This window comes from Paenibacillus sp. FSL L8-0435 (assembly GCF_037965655.1).
GTDB lineage: Bacteria > Bacillota > Bacilli > Paenibacillales > Paenibacillaceae > Paenibacillus.
Genome location: NZ_CP150185.1, coordinates 1458911 through 1479387 on the forward strand (window position 1 = coordinate 1458911; position 20477 = coordinate 1479387).

Sequence of the window (20477 nt, forward strand, 5' to 3'; positions counted from 1 at the left end):
CGAATCTCGCCCGGGAACGGAGTTGTGGAAGCGTGGGGACGATATCAATCGCCCAGTTGTCCTGATGGACAACAACATGTGTTACACAGCAACGGTTAACCCCCGTTATAGGGTGTTTCTCCGAATGCGAGTAGTGTCGTGCGTGCACGCACATCCAGCGAATTTCGGAGACGACGAGGTGGATGGAGTCCGGCGCAAGTCTGGCCCATCAAGCGAGAGTGGTACCGCGGAGGGATAATAACCCGCCGTCTCTTATATGAGATGGCGGGTTATTTGTGTTTGCTGCCGGCAGCAGGGTGGGCATGGGAAGAACCATATGGAGATTGAAAAGAGTCAGAAGGTCAGGGTGTAAGTCGACGTACACTCTGTCATGAGGGTAAGCAGGATCGGCAAAGAGTAATGGACATGGAACAACAAGTATAGGCACTGAACATTCAACAGGTATTAGTAATCACCAAGACTAAGCTACAAACAACATACACGTTTACAAACAAAATATATAACAACAGTGACGGCGATTAGCGGGTGTTCTGTGGCTCGTGGGTCGCAACGAAAATGTCTATAAAAATTTGATGGAGGTTGATGGATATGACAACGACTAATAACAAACGCATGATTGAAATTTTTGATACAACGCTGCGTGATGGAGAACAGGCACCAGGAGCAAGTCTGCAGCCCGAGCAAAAGATTGAACTGGCACACCAACTGGCTTCTCTGGGTATCGACGTCATTGAGCCTGGATTCCCGATCTCCAGTCCAGGTGAGTTCGCGGCGGTTCAGGCGATTTCGAGACAGTTGCAGAACGTGGAAATCTGCGGATTCGCGCGTGCGGTCAAAGGTGATATCGATGCAGCTGTTCAAGCAACAGCGGATGCAGCACGGCGCCGAATTCACCTGTTTATCTCTTCTTCGGATATTCATATCGAGCATCAACTGCGCCGTCCACGCAGTGAAGTGGTAGCTACCGCTCGTGAGATGGTATCTTATGCACGCCAGTTCACGGACATCGTAGAGTTCACAGCTATGGATGCTGCCCGTACCAAGATGGACGATTTGATTGAAATGGTTGAAGTCGCCATTGAAGCTGGAGCGAGCATTATTAATTTGCCGGATACGGTCGGTTATGCCCTGCCACATGAGTATGGCGAGATGTTCCGCCGGGTGCGTGAGGGTGCAAGAGGTGGCGATCAGGTTCGCTATAGTGCCCACTGTCATAATGATCTGGGCCTGGCCGTAGCCAATAGCTTGGCTGCGATTGCCAATGGGGCTAGCCAGATTGAAGTGACCATCAATGGTATCGGAGAACGGACGGGGAACTGTGCACTGGAAGAGCTGATTATGGCGCTGGAGACTCGGGGAGACGCAATTGGTGCAACGACGAACATTAAGTTGAATCAGCTGTATGAGACTTCACGTCAGATTAGCCGTGCGATGCACTTCCCGATTGCGTACAACAAACCAGTGGTGGGACGTAATGCATTCCAGCATGAATCTGGCATCCATCAGGATGGTCTGCTGAAGAATCGGAGCACCTATGAAATTATGGACCCGGAAGCGCTGGGTATTCCGCGCAGCATGATTATTTTGGGGAAACACTCCGGTCGTCACGCCCTGAAGGATCGGGTTCGTAAATACGGTTTTGAGCCGGATGAGCAACAGATGGAGCAATTGTATGAGGTTTTCAAAGAAACCGCAGACCAGCAAAAAGTGGTCAGTGACGACCAGTTATTACAGATGGTTAGCCAGACCATGAATATTCCTGCACAGGACTATGAACTGGTTGAATTGCAGGTGACAGCGGGCAGCATGACGGATCGAATGGCCGCCGTTCGCATTCGCACAAGCGCTGGAGAACAATCTTACTCCGCTGTTGGCGGGGGACCCGTGGATGCAACCATCCGTGCGATTGGTCAGAGCATTTCCGATGATATTGCATTTGTAGATATGGAGATGCATGCCTTGAGTGGGGGAGAGGGTGCAAGTGCAGAAGCTGTAGTTACCGTGGAGCGTGCAGGACGTGAGTTCCGGGGAACGGCAACACATAATGATATCGTCATGGCTGCCGGTCTTGCTTATGTAGCGGCTTGTAATGCTGCTGGGCTGAAGGCGGAGTCTTCCGAACATCATGAACAAGAAGCACATGCGTAAAACATCTTTGCCAGATCGTATCTACAGCGGTAATAGTAGCAATTGCAATTCGATGTAAATATGCATGGCATATAGTAAATCAATGACGGGCAGGCCTTGAACGACAAAGGTCTGCTTTTGTCTTATTATGGAGGAGCATTGAGGAGTGGAAGGATGCATTTGTCAAGGTGTGACTATAGTTATCCACATATCCAGTGAAAATTGTGGGTAACTAGGATAAAGTCAAACCAGTATAGTTTTCGAAACGAAAAGGGTTTAGGGGATAGAATGACTCCTTACTATCCACAAAGTTGTGGATAAAGTGGATAACTTGGTGGATAAATATGGTTTTTATGTGTAAAAGGCTATTCTACCGCTGTATAATTAAGCTTATTAATGTGCTTGCTATCTTGCTTTCTTGTGGATAAGTGTAAGGGGAAAGGGGATGAAAATATTTCTCTTCATTCGAGTAAATTTGACAAAAGTCAAAACAGCTTCCCTAACCTCCGTATGTTAGAGATCAATCTCAAGGAACATACAGAACATAAGGTGCATACCTTCAATACTCATCCGTAACAAACAAAAAGCTGATCCCAATAAGGAATCAGCCGGTGGAACAACTACTTGTATGGACGCGATCAAGCCATGGTCTGAGTCTGTGCAATTCGTCCTACTATTCCATAGCTAGTTCTTCCCAGTCCTCGTATGCTTTGGTGAGTTCTACTTTGTGTTTCTCCGATTGTTGCTGGAGTTCTTGCAGCTTCATATAATCCTGATAGATTTCAGGCAGAGCCATCTGTGCCTCAAGTTCGGTAATCTTTGTTTCCAGCTCTGCAATCTGTTGTTCCAAAGCATCCTGCTTGCGTTGACGGTTACGTTCTTCACGTTTCGCCTGTTTTTCCGCTTCGAATGAAGCCGCTCCGGATTTTTCGGTTGTGGCTGTGTTCAGATCGGATTTGGACGAGTTCTTGGACGAAACCTGACGTGCTTCAGCAGCTTCGCGTGCGATGTCCTCAAGCTCCTGTTTCTTCTCCACATAATCATCGTAATTACCGAGATATTGTTCCGTTCCGCCAGGATGAAGCTCGACAATGCGCTCAGCCATTTTGTTGAGGAAGTACCGGTCATGGGAGATGAACAGCAGGGTGCCTTCATAATCCATTAATGCCGCTTCCAGCACTTCTTTGGCAAACAGGTCGAGGTGGTTCGTAGGCTCATCCAGAATGAGCATGTTGGCTTCCTTCAGCATCAACTTGGAGAGAGAGACACGTGCTTTCTCACCGCCGCTGAGGGAGGAGATCTTCTTAAGCACATCGTCACCGCTGAACAAAAAGTTTCCCAGTACGGTCCGAATGCGTGCTTCTTCCATCCCGGGATAGGCACTCCACAGTTCTTCCAGAACCGTGTTGGACGGATTGAGCCCAGTCTGTTCCTGATCATAATAGCCGATCTGCACTTTTGTTCCCCATTGGATCTCCCCGGTCACCGGACGTAAACTTCCCGTAAGACACTTCAGCATGGTGGATTTACCAATACCGTTTGGTCCAATCAGAGCAACCGTTTCCCCGCGCCGCAGATCGAAGGATACGTTGCGGAACAATGGAGAAGCCTCGTCATAAGCGACGGACAGCTGATCCACTCGAAGCACTTCCTTGCCGGACATAACGGCGGTTTCGAAGGAAAAATGGGCTTTTTTCAAATCTCCCATCGGTTTATCAAGCCGCTCCATTTTGTCGAGGGCTTTACGCCGGCTTTGCGCCCGTTTGGTCGTCGAAGCACGTACGATGTTTTTCTGAACAAAATCTTCCATCTTGGAGATTTCACCCTGTTGTTTCTCATATTGCTTCATCTGAGTTTCATATTCGGCAGCTTTGAGCTCCATATAACGGCTGTAATTGCCCGTATATTTTTTGGAGCGGTGACGTTCGATCTCAACGATGGTTGTTACGAGGCGATCAAGGAAGTACCGGTCATGGGATACCACGAGCAGTGCGCCTGAATAACCTCTCAGATAATCTTCCAACCAAGTAAGGGTGGCTATATCGAGATAGTTGGTAGGCTCGTCCAGCATGAGCAGATCGGGTGCCTGAAGCAAAATACGAGCAAGCGCAAGGCGTGTCTTCTGCCCGCCGCTCAGCGTAGCAATGGGGGTGTCTGGCGAAAATTCGCCGAATCCCATCCCGTGCAGTACACTGCGAATGCGGGTTTCCATCTCATAACCGCCATGGTCCTTGAACCAGTCGGAGCGTTTCGCATAACGTTCCAGCAGGTCCGCATACTTTTTCTCGTCTTCCATCTGGGCAGGGTCGGCAATATCGCGTTCCATCTGACGCAAATCGGCTTCAGCCTGTGTCAGGTGAGCGAAGACGTTCATCATTTCTTCCCAGATGCTGCGATCGGATTGCAGCCCGCTGTTCTGAGCGAGGTAACCGAGCGTTGTTTCTTTGGATTTGAAAATCTGTCCTCCATCATAGGACATTTCACCGGCTACAATTTTGAGCAAAGTGGATTTTCCTGCACCGTTTACACCAACGAGGCCGATGCGCTCGCGTTCTAATATTTGTAAGTTCACGCCGTCCAGGATAGGATCGACACCAAAACGTTTGATAATTCCGGATACTTGCAGCAGCATAAAATTAAGTTCCTCCATAGGTCCAGTTCTTGATATGACAACTATATCCCAGTTTACATGAAATACAGAGCAATTGCACCGATTGGGAACGCATGGGGCATGTAGTCTTTTTGATCAATCAATGATAAACTGAAAGAAGGCATGTTATTACATGAGGATTTTGCAGAAAATGAATCATTTTAACCATTCAACAAGATGACAACTGGTCATAACATATAAATTGTTTTAAATGAGAGCTTTTTTCTACCTTCCCTATCAACAGGAGGTTATTCAAGGATATGCAGGATCATGCGGAACTGAAAAGTCAGCTTCGATCCAGACTGAGACAGAGCCGTGATCTGATGGATGCAGGCATGCGTCAGCAGGCAATGACTAAGATTAACGCTGGAGTGAAGCGGGAGCTGGATCGCCTTAGACGGGACAAGAGCAAGGTTGTGAACAGACCACTCGTTATATTCAGTTATTTGTCCTATGGAAGCGAAGCGTCCACAGCTTTTCTGTTTCAAGAGGGCTGGAATCATGGAGATGTGATGTTTGCACCAAAAGTGTTGGCGAATCCACCTCGAATGGAGCTACGGCGAGTGACCGGAGAACAGGATCTGGAGCCAGGCATATGGGGGATACCGGAACCCAAGGATTCCTGTGAAGTTCTGTCAGCTGAAGATTGGCCGGATATCGATCTCGTATGGGTACCGGGACTTGGTTATGACATTCATGGTGGACGCATTGGTTATGGTGGCGGTTATTATGATCGTTTTGCCGAGACGCTTGCAGCACAATGTGCGATGACGGAGAGGAAACCGTTGATGGCTGCGATGGTATTACCGGGTCAGCTACAGGATGAGATTCCGATGGACCTGCTCGATCTGCGGATTGATCTGTTGATAACAACCGAAGGTATATTACATATCGAATAAAGGGTTGTGATGTGATTGAGTTCAGAAGCGAACAACGGCCAACCTTCCGGTGGCAAACTGACCCATTTTAATGAACAGGGGCGGGCCCGGATGGTTGATATTTCGGGTAAGGAAATTACCGTACGTACGGCTGTGGCCGTAACCAAGGTGACGATGAATCCAGATACACTGGAAGCGATTCGGGAGGGCCGAATCGGTAAAGGTGATGTTCTGGCTGTGGCTCAGATTGCCGGGATTCAAGGCGCCAAGAAAACGTCGGACTGGATTCCGATGTGCCATCCACTGGCACTGACGGGTGTGGATATTCGTTTTCATGATAACGGAGTGGATGAATTACACATTGAAGTTACTGTCAAAACCGAAGGCAAAACGGGGGTTGAGATGGAGGCGCTCACGGCTGCCTCAGCTGCAGCACTGACGGTCTATGACATGTGCAAGGCCATGCAAAAAGATATGATTATCGGTCCAACCATGCTGAATTCCAAGAGTGGTGGCAAAAACGGTGATTACAGCCGATAGGCAATATTTATTTTCATAGAGGAGAAGGGTGATCTTTATGGTGTGGAGAACAGCAATCCTGACAGCCAGTGACAAAGGAGCCCGCGGGGAACGTGAGGATACGAGTGCACAAGTCATTCGGGAGCTGGTGGAAGAAGAGCTGGGTGGTCAAATCGTGGAGTACCGTATCGTTCCGGATGAACCCGATGAGATCATTGCGGCTTTGATTGAGATGACGGATTATTTTCACGCCGATCTGGTGCTGACTACCGGTGGCACGGAGCTGGCCATTCGTGATATTACTCCGGAAGCGACCCGGCGCGTAATTGAGAGAGAAGTTCCCGGGATGGCAGAGGCCATGCGGTACAGTGTAATGAGCAAAAACCGTTCTGCAATGCTGTTCCGTGGGGTATGTGGCATTCGTGGACGCACGCTGATTGTTAATCTGCCAGGTACACCAAAGGGTGTGCACGAACATCTGGCTGCCATTATGGATCAGCTTCCAGAAGCGCTGCTGATGGTTACGGGTCAGTTCAAGCAATAATCGAGCACGGACTCTGGGGCAAGATATCCGATTAGCCATGACCGTTGTTAGATTGTTCTAGTGACATCTCTTATTTGTGAATTTTGCGGGTTATGTAAGTGGTTACATCTATGGTATGATGGGCTTAAATTAAGAACGCAGCAGAGACATCTATGAACATCTGGCCGAGTATGCGCATCTTCGAAGCTTGAGACGAGGAGGAATATCAATGTTAAGTTCCATTGGACCAACGGGTTTTATTTTGCTGGCCGTGATTGCATTGTTGTTGTTTGGACCTAACAAACTTCCGGAACTGGGACGTGCAGTTGGGCGTACCTTCCGTGAATTCAAAGAGGGCGCTCGCGAGATTATCTCTGAGGATGACTCGTCCAATCGCAAAGAGCAGGAGAAGGCGAAACCGCTGGCGGCTGAGAGCACACCTGCAGACAAGCCTGCTGATAAACGCCTGCCGGAATAATCTTGACGGCAACGAAAGAGAAATCCCTTCCTGCCGGAAGGGTTTTGTATTTTAAGCTGGCAATAATGGGGGGCAGGCATGACGCAGCAAATGGAAGAAATGTCGATTACGGAACATCTGAGTGAGCTGCGGAAGCGGCTGATCTACGTATTAAGTATATTTGTGCTGGGCCTGATTGCAGGATTTTTTGTGGCGGACCCGGTATACCAATATCTGACCAAGGCAGAGTCGGCAAAAGGTTTTGTATTACATGCCTTCTCGTTCTGGGACGGGATAGGCATCTACATGAAGATTGCCGGTTTGTTTTCACTTATTATTACGTTGCCGTTTACGGTGTATCAGATCTGGAAGTTTGTTAGTCCAGGGCTAAAGCCGCGCGAACGAAAAGCAACGCTGAAGTATGTACCCTATGTATTTCTTTTATTTCTGACAGGTATGGCTTTCTCGTATTATGTTATATTTCCTATGGCACTTGCCTTCACAACAGCAATTACGGAGAAGATGGGGCTTGTGGAGACCTACGGGATGAAACAGTATTTCAGCTTCCTGTTTGGCATTGTGCTGCCTGTGTCCCTGTTATTTGAGCTTCCTTTACTTATTATGTTTCTGACAGGACTGCGGATTCTGAATCCAATTCGCCTTCGCAAGATGCGCAGAGTTGCTTATTTTGTCTTGATCTTCATTGCAGTGGTCATTACACCTCCAGACTTTATTTCCGATCTGCTGGTGATGATTCCCTTGCTCCTGTTATATGAGATCAGTGTGTTATTATCCGCAATCGTATACCGCAAGCAGCTTGCAGCCGATGAGGAGATCGAATCCCGTTACGTTCGTGCCGAGGATAAGAAACATGCGGGCTGAATGAGGATAAGCTGTAATGTGCCCGGAAAAGACGGTATGTTCTTATCCGGGCTATTTCTGTAGACTGCCGACCAAACTACAGGACAAGCAGGCATATTATGTTCAACAATGGATACAATGGGAAAGGGACTGTCTGCTAACGTTGCAGAAGGACTAAACAATTTCGTAGAATAAGATTAGTGAATTGCAGCATAGAACTAGCCACAGCGGGTGTAATTTGGCTATGTTTGTGTAAATTCAACGTAAATTCTCGCAGGAATTCGTCAAAAGGACTTGAAATCATGCTTCAAGTTGAGTATCATAAAGTTGGTTGTTAGCACTGAACACTGTCGAGTGCTAATACATATGGCTACAACCTACAATGTAACGTTATATAATTTCAAAAGGAGGCTATTTTTCATGATCAGACCTTTAGGTGAACGCGTATTGGTAGAACCACTGGAGCAAGAACAAACAACTTCTTTCGGGATCGTACTCCCGGACTCCGCCAAAGAAAAACCGCAAGAGGGTAGAATCATTGCAGTTGGTGCTGGAGTATTGAAAGACGGCGTACGTGTAGCTCTGGAAGTGAAAGAAGGAGATCGCGTTATTTTCTCCAAATATGCCGGTACAGAAATCAAATTCGAAGGTAAAGAATATTTGATTATGAAAGAGAGCGATATTCACGCGATTCTCGACTAATTCAAATTTAATCGGATAACCGAACCATATAGCACCACCATTTTCCAACAAAAACTAGGGAGGTTTTCTTAAGATGGCTAAAGACATTAAATTCAGTGAAGACGCTCGTCGCTCCATGCTTCGTGGTGTGGACGCATTGGCTAATGCAGTAAAAGTAACACTCGGTCCTAAAGGCCGTAACGTGGTTCTGGAGAAAAAATTCGGAAGCCCGCTTATCACTAACGATGGTGTAACCATTGCTAAAGAAATCGAACTGGAAGATGCATTCGAGAACATGGGTGCACAACTGGTTAAAGAAGTAGCAACGAAAACCAACGATGTTGCCGGTGACGGTACTACAACAGCAACTGTATTGGCGCAAGCGCTGATCACAGAAGGTCTGAAAAACGTAACTGCAGGCGCTAGCCCAATCGGTATCCGTAAAGGGATCGACAAAGCAGTTAAAGCTGCGGTTGCTGAATTGCAATCCATCTCCAAACCAATCGATTCCAAACAATCCATCGCACAAGTTGCAGCAATCTCTGCAGCTGACGAAGAAGTAGGCGAACTGATCGCTGAAGCTATGGAAAAAGTAGGTAAAGATGGCGTAATCACAGTAGAAGAATCCAAAGGATTCGCTACAGAGCTTGAAGTGGTTGAAGGTATGCAATTCGACCGTGGATACATCTCTCCTTACATGATCACTGATACGGACAAAATGGAAGCTGTTTTGGACAATCCGTACATCTTGATCACAGACAAAAAAATCTCCAGCACGCAAGACATCTTGCCATTGCTTGAGAAAATCGTTCAACAAGGCAAACCGCTGGTATTGATCGCTGAAGATATCGAAGGCGAAGCACTGGCTATGCTGGTTGTGAACAAATTGCGTGGTACATTCAATGCTGTAGCTGTTAAAGCTCCAGGATTTGGTGACCGTCGTAAAGCAATGCTGCAAGACATCGCTGCCCTCACTGGTGGCCAATTGATCACGGAAGAACTGGGTCTGGACCTGAAATCCGCTGTTGTGGAACAACTGGGTACAGCTCGTCAAATCCGTGTAACAAAAGAAAACACAATCATCGTTGACGGTGCTGGTAACAAATCCGATATCGATGCACGTGTTAGCCAAATCCGTACACAACTGGAAGAAACAACTTCCGAGTTCGACAAAGAGAAACTGCAAGAGCGTCTGGCTAAATTGTCCGGCGGTGTAGCAGTAATCAAAGTTGGTGCGGCTACTGAAACAGAATTGAAAGAACGCAAACTTCGCATCGAAGATGCCCTGAACGCAACTCGCGCAGCGGTTGAAGAAGGTATCGTATCCGGTGGTGGTACAGCGCTCATGAACGTATATAGCGCGGTTGCGGCTGTAGCTCTGTCCGGTGACGAGCAAACAGGCGTAAACATCGTCCTGCGTGCTCTGGAAGCACCAATCCGCACAATCGCAGCTAACGCTGGCGAAGAAGGTTCCGTAATCGTGGAACGTCTGAAAAAAGAACAAACGGGAATCGGCTTCAACGCTGCAACTGGCGAGTGGGTTAACATGATCGAAGCTGGTATCGTTGACCCTGCAAAAGTAACTCGTTATGCATTGCAAAACGCTGCTTCTGTAGCAGCAATGTTCCTGACTACTGAAGCAGTTATCGCTGACAAACCAGAACCAGCAGGTGCTGGCGGCGGAATGCCTGACATGGGCGGTATGGGTGGAATGGGCGGCATGATGTAATAAAGGTGTAAAAACCTTTAAAGCATCATGTGCCTAGCAGAGTGAATTCTCGTTACGATGTGACAAGAATTTGTGAAGCAGTCACTGATACAAATTATAAATAACACAAAAACCACTTCTTAGTAATTATTAAGGAGTGGTTTTTGTGTTGTTGAATATTGGTATAATCAAAGTCAGTATTAAGAGATATGGAGGGCATATATCATGAAACATATTAGAAAAATGATATTAGCAGTTTTGATGTCTGTTGCTGTTATTATCTTAATTTATAATTTCACTTCTGATTCCGAACGAAAATTTGTAAAAGTAAATGAAGTTAGTGATACTCCATTAACGACACTCACAGTAATCAATAATGAGGATTTCGCAGGTACTACAAATACGCATTGGTTTGATATTCCAACAGGGTTTAGTTATGTGAAAGTGAGTTTTAAAAACACGGGTTCGAAACACTTCACGTTCACGATCAATGAAGGATCTACTAGTGGAACCGCGATAACGTCTGGCAGTGTTCCAGCAGATGGAAAAGAGCATACATATTATAGTGACAAAGCATTGTCGACGGGTTCGTATTATGTAAGTACCTCTTCTGCGCAAGGGATGTCTGGCATATTGGATGTTTCTCTTGGAACTGATGTTAATTAAAGATTCGGTAATTCGCTCTAAATGCAGATTTGAAGCCCTGAGATTGAAACCTTGTTTCTATGATTTCGTATGTACTGTGATACATAGAGAGCTTATCAGCAACGACTTGAGGAGGAAATGATTTTGAGAAAGGGTACAAAGTGGACATTATGGATTCTGGGCTTGATGCTCGCTGCAATTTTTATCAACTTTTTTATGAATTTATATAGCTTTGCTTATGCACTGATTACCGTACTTATACTTGCCTTTATGGGCTGGGGATTCTTAGCAAAGTTAAAGAACGACGTTCGGCAGCATGAAGATCATCATCGAAGAGAGCACGAGTCTGCGATCGATGACATTGATCGATACACAAGATAGGTAACACATACATGATTTATCACACGTAACCTAGCTTAGATCTGATCTGATAATCTGGCCAATTGATTTATCGGCCGTTTATGGAGATTGATTTTTCAATTTTTGGTTATTTTATTGTATTGGAGGGATTTTATGAAATTATTTAAATTGCCATTGATTCTTTGTATTATATTAATTGTATCTATTTTGTCAGCTTGTGGTGCGGATGATAGGTTACACGGAAAGAGCGATAACTGGGATGTTTCTCTACAGAGATCAACAGGGAGCTATAGTATTACTTATATAGGTGATGAAAAGCGTATAAAAGATTTTGTGTTTGACCTTACCGGCAATAATATAGAACAACAGGGGAAAGCGCTTGAAGAACAAGAGGTACCATTCAGTATGTCGGGAACGGTTACTGAGGCGGAGAAAACGAAAGACCCAATTACCTTTAGAATGAGTTGGAACAATCAGAGCGAGATTGTAACTTTTGAGTAACTCTCGCATTCGGGAGGTGTTCATCATTGGTTTGGTGGCAATTACTGAATCACTCCTATAGTACTTATCACACGTCAGGCCGTTCCTTCATGGAGCGGCCTTTTTGCACAATCGTATCTCATTTCTCAACAGTTATTTTGAAAATCGAGTGATCATGATCCTGTACGCTGAAGCGATATTCCAATCCGTTGCGAACCGTCCTTCCATCAAAATCAGGCTGATTCACATCGCGATCCAATAGTCCGATATCCTGGATGACATCTTGTGCATCGTTATACGAGTACTCACTATTGGTTGTGAGAATGAGTGTGGCGATAGCAGTCAAAAGAATTCCACCTGTTGGTTTACGCGTATCACCAGTTCTGTATAACCTGACTTCCTGTATGCTCTCATCTGCATTCACTGCACCAACCAAGCGCAATTCGTCATTAAATACATACTCGAAAGAGCCAGTGCCCTGCTCGGAAGAGTCCAGTATATTCAAGCGGGTAATACTCAAACCATTCAGTCGGTATTTGCCTACAGCGCCATTAAACTTGTTTTTAAATTCATCGGCAGTCATGTGGAAGCCAGAGAGTTTAATCTGGGATGAAGGGGTCTGATCTATTTCAGACTGAGTAGAGTTCGAAGATAAAGTCAGCGTCCCATACAAACCTATTAAAGCAATCGCAAAACAGGCCGTCGTTAGAAAAATATATCTGATCGGCAACCTATTACCTTTGCGAATAGATAAGATCATCAGAATAAGAAATCCCACAAAAGTAATAAAGCCAAGAATGAAGAGAGTGGTAAACAGATATTGCAAATTCTCACCTCGTAATAGAGTAATAGCTGGTAAAAATCTTTCTTGCACCTCATTCATTATAATGTTCCCATGGAAAACTTCAAACTCTCACTACCCACTGCCCCAACAAAAAAAGCACTGCCGGCATACTGCCAGCAGTGCTTGCTTGGTGTTATACAGGTCTTACCGTAAAGGTGAAGTGATACGCGCGGTTGGCTGGCAAGGTGTATTCAGCGTGGGTACGTGCTCCCCAGCTGTCATCTCCGCCAACACCCATTTGTTTGTAATTGATGCGAGCGACAGTCTGCGTGCTTTGAGGTAATTTGTACACATGGTCGTTTGCTTCCAGTTCCTCCGGTGTCCACGGCAACGCATTAATTTCAAAGGGTATGGTGGCTTCAACATGAAGGCCAAGCTGACCATCCACTGACGCAATTTCAGCAAAGCGTACATCCGTTTTGTTACCACACTCTTGTGGTTTCAGATATGGAACAAATTGATCTCGAACCGCACCTGTGTAATAACCGAGACGTGCACTGGTCAGACGGTCTGCGTAGTTGTCATGCGGTCCTCTGCCGTACCAGGATATCGTATCCAGACTGTTATTCAGTTGCATCAGCATACCGAATTCCGGTAGATCAGGTAAGTCTACGCCTGGAATAAGGGTTTGACTGATTTCCAATATACCATCCACATCAATTCGGTATGTGATGGACAGCGTACATCCCGGATGTTGATCCCACGTATAATCGGTCGTCACGAGAATGCCTTGCTCGTCTGCATGGTGCTCGAAGCGAATTAATCTGTTGGTAGCGTGAGCATCTCTCCAGAACGCAGAACGCTCATTCAAGCGGTTCCCCAGATCATTGTCTGTCATGGCTCTCCAGAAATTTGGCCGAACAGGTGCGAGCAATTGTTCCTGATTGTTGATTTGATAGGACGTTAACGCGCCAGTGGCTGGATTGAAGCTCAAGTTGGCTTGGCCTGTAGTCACTTTCAATTCATCTTGCAGATCCTGTACCTGCAGCGCATTGCCTTGCCCTTGGTGTACCGGTTGGATTGGACGTAATCGCGGAGATACCACGAATTGATCCCAAGCAATCTCATGACCTACTCCTGCCCATTTGGTTGCCACTTTGGTAACCAGAGATACAGTCAGCACTGCTTCCTGGAACAGATCGGACGATGGCGTGTAAGGGATGCGGACTTCAGCCGATTCACCAGGAGGTACCGCGATGTCCAACGTGCCATTCTCTACAGACTTTCCATCGTGTGTTACTGTCCATACGAGCGAATATTCGCTCAGATCCGTGAACAGGAACTGGTTTCGGATGCGCAGCAGGCCGTCTTTGACATCAACGGTTTCCATACGAACGTTCTGATAACATTTCTTCACTTCTTCCAGCTTCGGTGTAACCGTCTTATCGGCCAGAATCAGTCCGTTCCCGCAGAAATTTCCATCATGAGGGGATTCACCGAAATCGCCGCCATAAGCATAATATTCTACACCATCTGCCGTAGTGGTACGAATGGACTGATCGACCCAGTCCCAGATGAAAGCACCCTGCAACACATCATATTTATCGAACAACTCCCAATACAGATGCAGACCTCCACAGGAGTTACCCATGGCATGGCTGTATTCGCAGATAATATAAGGTTTCTTCGGACCCTTCATGCGCGCGTATTGCTCCACATCTTGTGGGCTGATATACATTGTCGATTCAATATCACTTGCCGAATCAGAAGGGCGATAATGGAAGGTGCCTTCATAATGAACGAGACGGGTTGGATCGACTTGTTTCAGATAATCGTACATGGCGATGAAGTTATCGCCGCCGAAGGATTCATTACCCAGAGACCAGATAATAACAGACGGATGGTTTTTGTCCCGCTGGAACATCGAGTTACAGCGATCTATTACATTACTACGCCATTCCGGTTTACTCGCGGGAATATTGTTTTCATTCATTTCCTTTTGCCCATAGTACCAAGTACCGTGGGTTTCCAGATTCGTTTCGTCAATGACATAGAGGCCGTATTCATCACACAGTTCGTACCAGAGTGACTGATTCGGATAATGGGATGTACGCACCGCGTTAACGTTATAGGACTTCATCAGCTCGATGTCACGGATCATGTCTTCCCGCCCAATAGCCCGACCGGTATCCGGTGAAAATTCATGACGATTGACGCCTTTGAACACAATGCGTTTACCGTTGATTTGCATCAGGCCGTCCTTCAGTTCAAACTTGCGGAATCCGATCCGGCTGCGAACAGCCTCCAGTGTTTCACCCGATTCATTCTGAATGGACAGCACAAGTGTATATAGATGAGGGGTCTCGGCGCTCCATAGAAGCGGATTGATAACCTCTGCTGACAACTGGAATGAAAGTTCATCCACACCCTGGAAAGTAACGGCCGCAGTAAGGGGTTGCTTCAGTACAGTCTGCTGCTGTGCATCATAGAGCTGCGCCTGAACGGACAATCCGCTAGGGGGCTGCGCGGCATTATGGTTAAATAACTTCAGGTCCAGAAGTAGCTCCGCATCCTGATACGCGTCATCCAGTTCAGTACGAACAAAGAAATCGGCGATCTGAACTGGTGAAGGTGAATGCAAATATACACCACGGAAGATTCCGCTTAACCGCCAGAAATCCTGATTCTCCAGCCAGCTTGCATCACACCAGCGATATACCTCTACAGCGAGCTTGTTCTCACCTTCGGTCAGATACGGAGTGATATCAAATTCTGCTGGTGTGAACGTGTCTTCGCTATAACCGACCAGCTCCCCGTTCACCCATACATAAAAGGCCGATTCAACACCCTCAAAGTGCAGCAGGACAGGCCGGTCTTTCCAGTCTGCAGGAACAGTAAACGTACGGATATATGAACCCACAGGATTATAGGTTGTTGGTGCAAATGGTGGCTTCAGTTCAGGCTCACGCTCGACCCACGGATACGTCATATTTGTATATTGGGGATAATCGTAACCTTGCAACTGCCAGTTGGAAGGAACGGCGATCTCATCCCATTCACTGGCATCATAGTTGTTCTCATAAAAGGATGTAATCCGTTGCTCCGGTGTCTCCGCAAAGGCAAACTTCCACTGACCATTCAGTGATTCGTACCATGGCGATGCGCTGGAATCATTGGACAATGCTTCTGCTATAGATGGAAACGCTACCATAGAAGCATGTGCGGGTAGACGGTTTACTTGAAAAGTCTCGGGATTATTGTTCCATTCCGGGTATCCATTTGCCGGAGGGGTGTGTACCAGTTTCTTTCGCATAACAGCAACTCCTTCTGAAATGTTATAATATTGTCATTATAGAATTGAATGATGACTTAGAGAATAAAGAATATTGCCCATATGTATCACAATATGAAACTAACGATGGAGAAAGTGGTGTACTGGATGGATACCCGGATTTTTTTTGGTAAAACAGAAGAAGCTGCTCGCCTGCCGATCTATATGACCACGGTCGGTTACTGGGAACACCAATATGAAACTGAGCGTCCAGAGGGATTCCCGGATTATCAGATCCACCAGATTATTCATGGTCAGGGGAGACTGATTATACAAGAGGACGAGTATATCGTTGGACCGGGTGACGTTTTCTTTCTGTATCCTGATGTCCCGCATCGATATATGCCCATCAGTGATCGGTGGGAGCTGGCTTGGGTCTCGTTTCAGGGGAGAGAGGCCAGCCAGTTATTGTCATATGCGGGGATAACCGGCTCACGCGTATGCAGACTCAGGACAGCAACGCTGCTGCGTGGCCTGGAGCAACTTCTGGTTAGAGGAGAGAATGGAGGAGATACGGATTACGCAGATTACGATGTTGAATGCTCCAAACAATTATATGCCCTTCTGCTGGATCTGAAGCCACTACTCATCGCATCAGCCAATTATAATGATGAACTGGAGCGTTTGAAGCCTGTGCTGCGTTATATCGCAGAGCATCTGGATCGTTCACTTTCCCTGAAGGAACTGGCCGATGTGGCTGTGGTCTCTCCCCAATATTTGTGCAGGCTCTTTCAGAGGGCACTCCATACTAGACCTGTATTTTACGTGAACCAGGAACGGATCAATCGAAGCAAACAACTTATGTTCAGTGAGAGAGAGCTTCGAATATATGAAGTTGCTGATCGGGTGGGTTACGAGAATGCCAGTTATTTCTGTGCGATGTTCAAAAGGCATACAGGCATGAGTCCAGAACGTTTTCGCAAACTGCACGGGCTGAATTGAAAGTCTGAATGCTGGTATTCATTTTGAATTTTGATCTGTTATTCATCCTAATTTCAGTTTCCATTAAGGTTGGGAAGGTAAGATAAGTCCTGTAAACCCCTTCTCGTGTTAAATAGATGTGTGACTGGCCCTATCGGATTGTCCTCCGGTAGGGCACTTTTTTTCTTCATATCTTCGGTTGGTGGTATGATAGATGAATACATAATGTGTAACCAACTCTAGTGACCGGAGGATGGAATTGTGGATCACAGCTTGCACCCGTTGTTTAAACCTATTCAGATGAATGGAACGTACCCTAACAGTTATTATGTTGAGAAAATACCTGCTGCCGGTCTGATGGCTTATGTGGCCTGTTATTGGGAATCAGGATCTCTTCCGAACACATATGCGGATGTTGCTAAGAGAGAAGGTCCAGAGCGATCGATGACAACGGTACCTGCACGGGTATTGCCGGATGGTTGCACGGACATGCTGATTACATATGACCCAGTCTGTTCAGAGCACTCCTATGCTTACTGTGGCAATTATACACAGCCGTTCGCTGTGCCTGAGCCATCCGATGATGGTTCCCCTGCTGGAGACTACACCTTTGGTGTCCGGTTCTTCCCGGGTGGAGCGCATGTCTTCCATGGCATGCCTCTGGAGTGGTTTACGGATAAGCGAATTGCACTTCAGGAATGTTGGCCGGAGAAGCTGAATGAGCTTCAGGAACGGATGGCCGAAACGAATCGTTTTGCAGAGCGAGTAGAGGTTATGAATGCGTATTTGAGTCCGCTGTCGGTGCAGGCAAGTACATCTGAGAACGATCTGATGAAAAATGTGCTGCACCGTATCTTTATAGATGGGGGACGTATGAGTGTCCAAGAGCTGGCGATGCGTGAAGTGATCAGTGAACGGCAGTTGCATCGCAAGTTCTCGGAATGGGTCGGAATCAGCCCCAAGCGATTCAGTGAGGTGGTTCGTTTTCATCGTGTGCTGAGTGATATTCATCAGGGGAACACGGCAGACTGGGCAATGCTTGCCCAGAATCATGGATTTTTTGACCAAGCCCATCTGATTCGGCAATTTCGCAAGTTTTATGGAGAGACTCCGTTGACAGCAGCCAGGGAGTATGGCAGAATGTTGTCCGATTTGTACAATAGATCTGTAGCACCTTCGGTTATACTGAAGTCGTGAGAATAAAAGATAAGGGAGACATCATATATGAATGGAACATTGCAGATTCGGGATCACTTGTTAAATGAATTGGAAACAGGCGTACGGACGGGAGCTTCGTTAATTCGCTTGATCCGTTCGGAGGAGTGGTCTTATCGTCCACAGGAGAATATGCGTTCTTTGGTGGAGCTAGTGCATCATTTTATCCAGATTACCGCATCCGATCTTGCTATTATGCAGGAAAAAGGTGAAGCTGAGGTTGGTCTGGTGGAGAATAGTCTGTCGGGGATTGAGGATATCGAGAAGCTTGAAGCAACGTTATGGAGCAATTTCGAATCCTACAAAGCCTATATCACGGGATTGAGCGAAGATGACTTTTTGAATCGTTCAACGAAAGCTTTTTATATGGAACATGGTCACTTGCAGGTTCAATGGCAGATTGAAACGGTAACGCATGTATTCCATCACCGTTCGCAGCTGTATAACTATCTCAAGCAGCAGGGCCATGAACTGAACTTTTTCATGCTGTATGCGTAATTAAACTTGTTATATTTAAAGTAAGCTTAGTTGGCTCTACCGGATGGTCCGGTGGGGCCTTTTTTGCGTACAGTCGTCTATTAATCTATAAAGTCTATCAAAATTGGACATTATGACGCTGGTAATTCACCGTTGCTTTAATAGATTTCAAGCATAGAATACCGTATCAAAGCAAAAAGGAGGTGATTTCAATGGCCATCCTTTTACCACAACAGTTTTACAATCTTCCAGCCGGCGTAGGCAAGTCCTACTATGAAAACTTGGCTGGAGGTACCAATGCCAGCGCTACAGTGAACAACTTTGGACCTTTTCCAGTATCTCTCGTGATCACACGTGTTAATGCACCAGTAGTCACTTACGTTGTTCCTGTAAACAGCAGTCTTACCATTTCGGCAGGTGGAGTTCTGGTTTTTGCCTTATTAGCTAACCTTGGAGGCGCAGCTTCCGGAACAATTCAATTCGCCGTAGGAGATTTGTAATTGGTGTGAACTTGAATGGAATGGCCTCTGTCGGACATCTTGTCGGCAGGGGTCTTCTTTTTTAAAATGGATATACATAGGTTTAAAAGGGGATTTTGAGATAATAAAAGTTAATAAATTACTTGCCGCTTCCTAATTAAAATTATAAAAGAAATAACCCGCCATAGGTTGCCGTATGTAGTGGAGATCTGGCTTCACAGAATCTAGTATTTTACAATCGATATTATAAAGTAATAGATAGAATAGGTAAATTATTCCAAATGTGTGTTATAGTATATTTGGGTGGGAAATATAATATTTTGAATTTCTATGAACAAGAGGTGGAAAACAACTATGAAAAATAGAAACATAACAGGTATTGTAGTGGCCATAATTTATTGTGTTGTTCTTTATGTTTTTTTAACTGATGCCCCCCCTGGTGAAGCTCCAAATAATCCGTTTTGGATTTATTTATTGATTCCAATTGGAGCTATTGTAATTACGTCTCTTTTTGATTATGTGATCAAGTTCGATTTCTTCAGGAAAAAGAAGAAATAGAAGTAAAGAAAAAATTTCTAAAACATTTTTTGCGGGAGTTCTGCTCTCTACATCTATCTCACGACCAGCCTTTGCTCAGGATCAGGTAGATTTACCATCTTCTTTGCCAGTGTCACAAGTGGATAAAAGCCTCTTTAGATTAGTTGAAAGCACAACCAGTAATTCTGTAACTTTTACAGATGGTTCTACATTAGTTCAATATGACAATTACTATATTGCGACCGATTCAAATGGAGAAGATGAGTTGAAAATTACAAAAGTCGATGATAGCAATTAAAGTATGAAAATCTGCAAACCGGCGAAGTGAATTATGCAATCAAAAAAGTTAGACCCATTTATGAAGATCTCAGTTACGCTCCACAGGCATTAGCAGGAGATATCATGATTATACTGGATTTATTAATACTGTTTCGAAAATTCAGACTTGCCAACCTTATGGTTGTGGTACAGTAAATGAATTGTGATCTGTTAGTAATTGTAGATTGACGTTAGTTCCAACCTAGAACCCCCTTATTAAAAGATAGAAGGGGTGAAGTTAAGAAAAGATGTAAATTGAAAGTAAGAAATGAATATTGATAAAATTGTTACTCAACTTCCTCAGCTTAAATCACCTTGATATAGCTGGGTAAACCAGAAATCCATTCTTGTAGTAGACAAAAAACAGCCCATTTACACACCTTTCTTTTTTATGGTTGATCCACACTTCCATGATACCAAACAAGAGAAGTGTTTTTTTGTCACTAGAAACAGTACTGTTTAAATCTTCTTAGGCCCACAAGGGGGTTGACTCATTATTTTAAGTGCGAAAGTTGAGTAAATAATA

General features: G+C 45.6%; 19 protein-coding genes and 1 other annotated feature (1 of these 20 cut by a window edge). Of the genes, 16 read left to right on the forward strand and 3 right to left on the reverse strand.

The window, feature by feature from the left end; all coding sequences use genetic code 11:
* Window positions 1–256: a binding site (T-box leader), on the forward strand (it extends 82 nt beyond the left edge of the window).
* A gap of 332 nt (window positions 257–588) precedes the next feature.
* Window positions 589–2148: a 2-isopropylmalate synthase gene (locus tag NST33_RS06520; protein ID WP_310338404.1), complete on the forward strand. Its 1560-nt coding sequence runs from the start codon at window positions 589–591 to the stop codon at window positions 2146–2148.
* Window positions 2149–2800: 652 nt separating this feature from the next.
* On the opposite strand, the gene NST33_RS06525 is transcribed toward NST33_RS06520, so the two are convergent.
* Window positions 2801–4759, reverse strand: a complete 1959-nt coding sequence (locus NST33_RS06525) for an ABC-F family ATP-binding cassette domain-containing protein (RefSeq protein ID WP_339307270.1) — start codon at window positions 4757–4759, stop codon at window positions 2801–2803.
* 278 nt (window positions 4760–5037) lie between these two features.
* On the opposite strand from NST33_RS06525, the gene NST33_RS06530 reads away from it, so the two are divergent.
* From NST33_RS06530 to NST33_RS06575, 10 genes are all read left to right on the forward strand, one after another.
* Complete coding sequence (locus tag NST33_RS06530) at window positions 5038–5676, forward strand: 5-formyltetrahydrofolate cyclo-ligase (protein WP_339307272.1); 639 nt, start codon at window positions 5038–5040, stop codon at window positions 5674–5676.
* A 15-nt stretch (window positions 5677–5691) separates the two neighbouring features.
* On the forward strand, window positions 5692–6195 hold the full coding sequence (gene moaC / locus NST33_RS06535) for a cyclic pyranopterin monophosphate synthase MoaC (RefSeq protein WP_339307274.1): 504 nt from the start codon (window positions 5692–5694) through the stop codon (window positions 6193–6195).
* Window positions 6196–6232: 37 nt separating this feature from the next.
* A complete protein-coding gene (locus NST33_RS06540; RefSeq protein ID WP_017690080.1) occupies window positions 6233–6718 on the forward strand; it encodes a MogA/MoaB family molybdenum cofactor biosynthesis protein in 486 nt (161 codons plus the stop codon).
* 208 nt (window positions 6719–6926) lie between these two features.
* Window positions 6927–7175 carry a twin-arginine translocase TatA/TatE family subunit gene (gene tatA / locus NST33_RS06545; RefSeq protein ID WP_036611264.1) on the forward strand — a complete coding sequence of 83 codons (249 nt, stop codon included), beginning with the start codon at window positions 6927–6929 and terminating at the stop codon, window positions 7173–7175.
* 78 nt (window positions 7176–7253) lie between these two features.
* A complete protein-coding gene (tatC, locus tag NST33_RS06550; protein ID WP_091033760.1) occupies window positions 7254–8036 on the forward strand; it encodes a twin-arginine translocase subunit TatC in 783 nt (260 codons plus the stop codon).
* Window positions 8037–8435: 399 nt separating this feature from the next.
* Window positions 8436–8717, forward strand: a complete 282-nt coding sequence (gene groES / locus NST33_RS06555) for a co-chaperone GroES (protein WP_017690077.1) — start codon at window positions 8436–8438, stop codon at window positions 8715–8717.
* A gap of 73 nt (window positions 8718–8790) precedes the next feature.
* On the forward strand, window positions 8791–10425 hold the full coding sequence (gene groL, locus NST33_RS06560; protein WP_036611259.1) for a chaperonin GroEL: 1635 nt from the start codon (window positions 8791–8793) through the stop codon (window positions 10423–10425).
* Window positions 10426–10629: 204 nt separating this feature from the next.
* Window positions 10630–11070, forward strand: coding sequence for a hypothetical protein (locus tag NST33_RS06565; RefSeq protein ID WP_221819140.1), 441 nt, complete (start codon window positions 10630–10632; stop codon window positions 11068–11070).
* A 117-nt stretch (window positions 11071–11187) separates the two neighbouring features.
* Entirely contained in the window at window positions 11188–11430 is a 243-nt protein-coding gene (locus NST33_RS06570; RefSeq protein ID WP_260632582.1) for a hypothetical protein, read from the forward strand.
* Between the two features lie 132 nt (window positions 11431–11562).
* The gene (locus tag NST33_RS06575; protein WP_221819142.1) at window positions 11563–11910 is read left to right on the forward strand and encodes a hypothetical protein; all 348 of its coding nucleotides are present in this window, start codon (window positions 11563–11565) and stop codon (window positions 11908–11910) included.
* A 118-nt stretch (window positions 11911–12028) separates the two neighbouring features.
* On the opposite strand, the gene NST33_RS06580 is transcribed toward NST33_RS06575, so the two are convergent.
* Both NST33_RS06580 and NST33_RS06585 read right to left on the reverse strand, forming a co-directional pair.
* Window positions 12029–12763: a hypothetical protein gene (locus NST33_RS06580; RefSeq protein WP_339307277.1), complete on the reverse strand. Its 735-nt coding sequence runs from the start codon at window positions 12761–12763 to the stop codon at window positions 12029–12031.
* Between the two features lie 103 nt (window positions 12764–12866).
* Window positions 12867–15986, reverse strand: a complete 3120-nt coding sequence (locus NST33_RS06585) for a glycoside hydrolase family 2 TIM barrel-domain containing protein (RefSeq protein ID WP_339182739.1) — start codon at window positions 15984–15986, stop codon at window positions 12867–12869.
* Window positions 15987–16079: 93 nt separating this feature from the next.
* Here NST33_RS06585 and NST33_RS06590 point away from each other — a divergent pair, with 93 nt between their 5' ends.
* The 5 genes from NST33_RS06590 (at window position 16080) to NST33_RS06610 (ending at window position 19654) form a co-directional block, all read left to right on the forward strand.
* Window positions 16080–16946 (forward strand): AraC family transcriptional regulator, encoded by an 867-nt coding sequence (locus NST33_RS06590; protein WP_253506325.1) that lies wholly within the window; start codon window positions 16080–16082, stop codon window positions 16944–16946.
* 240 nt (window positions 16947–17186) lie between these two features.
* Entirely contained in the window at window positions 17187–18122 is a 936-nt protein-coding gene (locus NST33_RS06595; RefSeq protein ID WP_221819145.1) for a helix-turn-helix domain-containing protein, read from the forward strand.
* A 27-nt stretch (window positions 18123–18149) separates the two neighbouring features.
* Complete coding sequence (locus NST33_RS06600; protein ID WP_221819146.1) at window positions 18150–18638, forward strand: DinB family protein; 489 nt, start codon at window positions 18150–18152, stop codon at window positions 18636–18638.
* Between the two features lie 191 nt (window positions 18639–18829).
* Entirely contained in the window at window positions 18830–19117 is a 288-nt protein-coding gene (locus NST33_RS06605; protein ID WP_101314123.1) for a hypothetical protein, read from the forward strand.
* A 333-nt stretch (window positions 19118–19450) separates the two neighbouring features.
* Entirely contained in the window at window positions 19451–19654 is a 204-nt protein-coding gene (locus NST33_RS06610; RefSeq protein WP_221819147.1) for a hypothetical protein, read from the forward strand.
* Window positions 19655–20477: the final 823 nt, after the last annotated feature.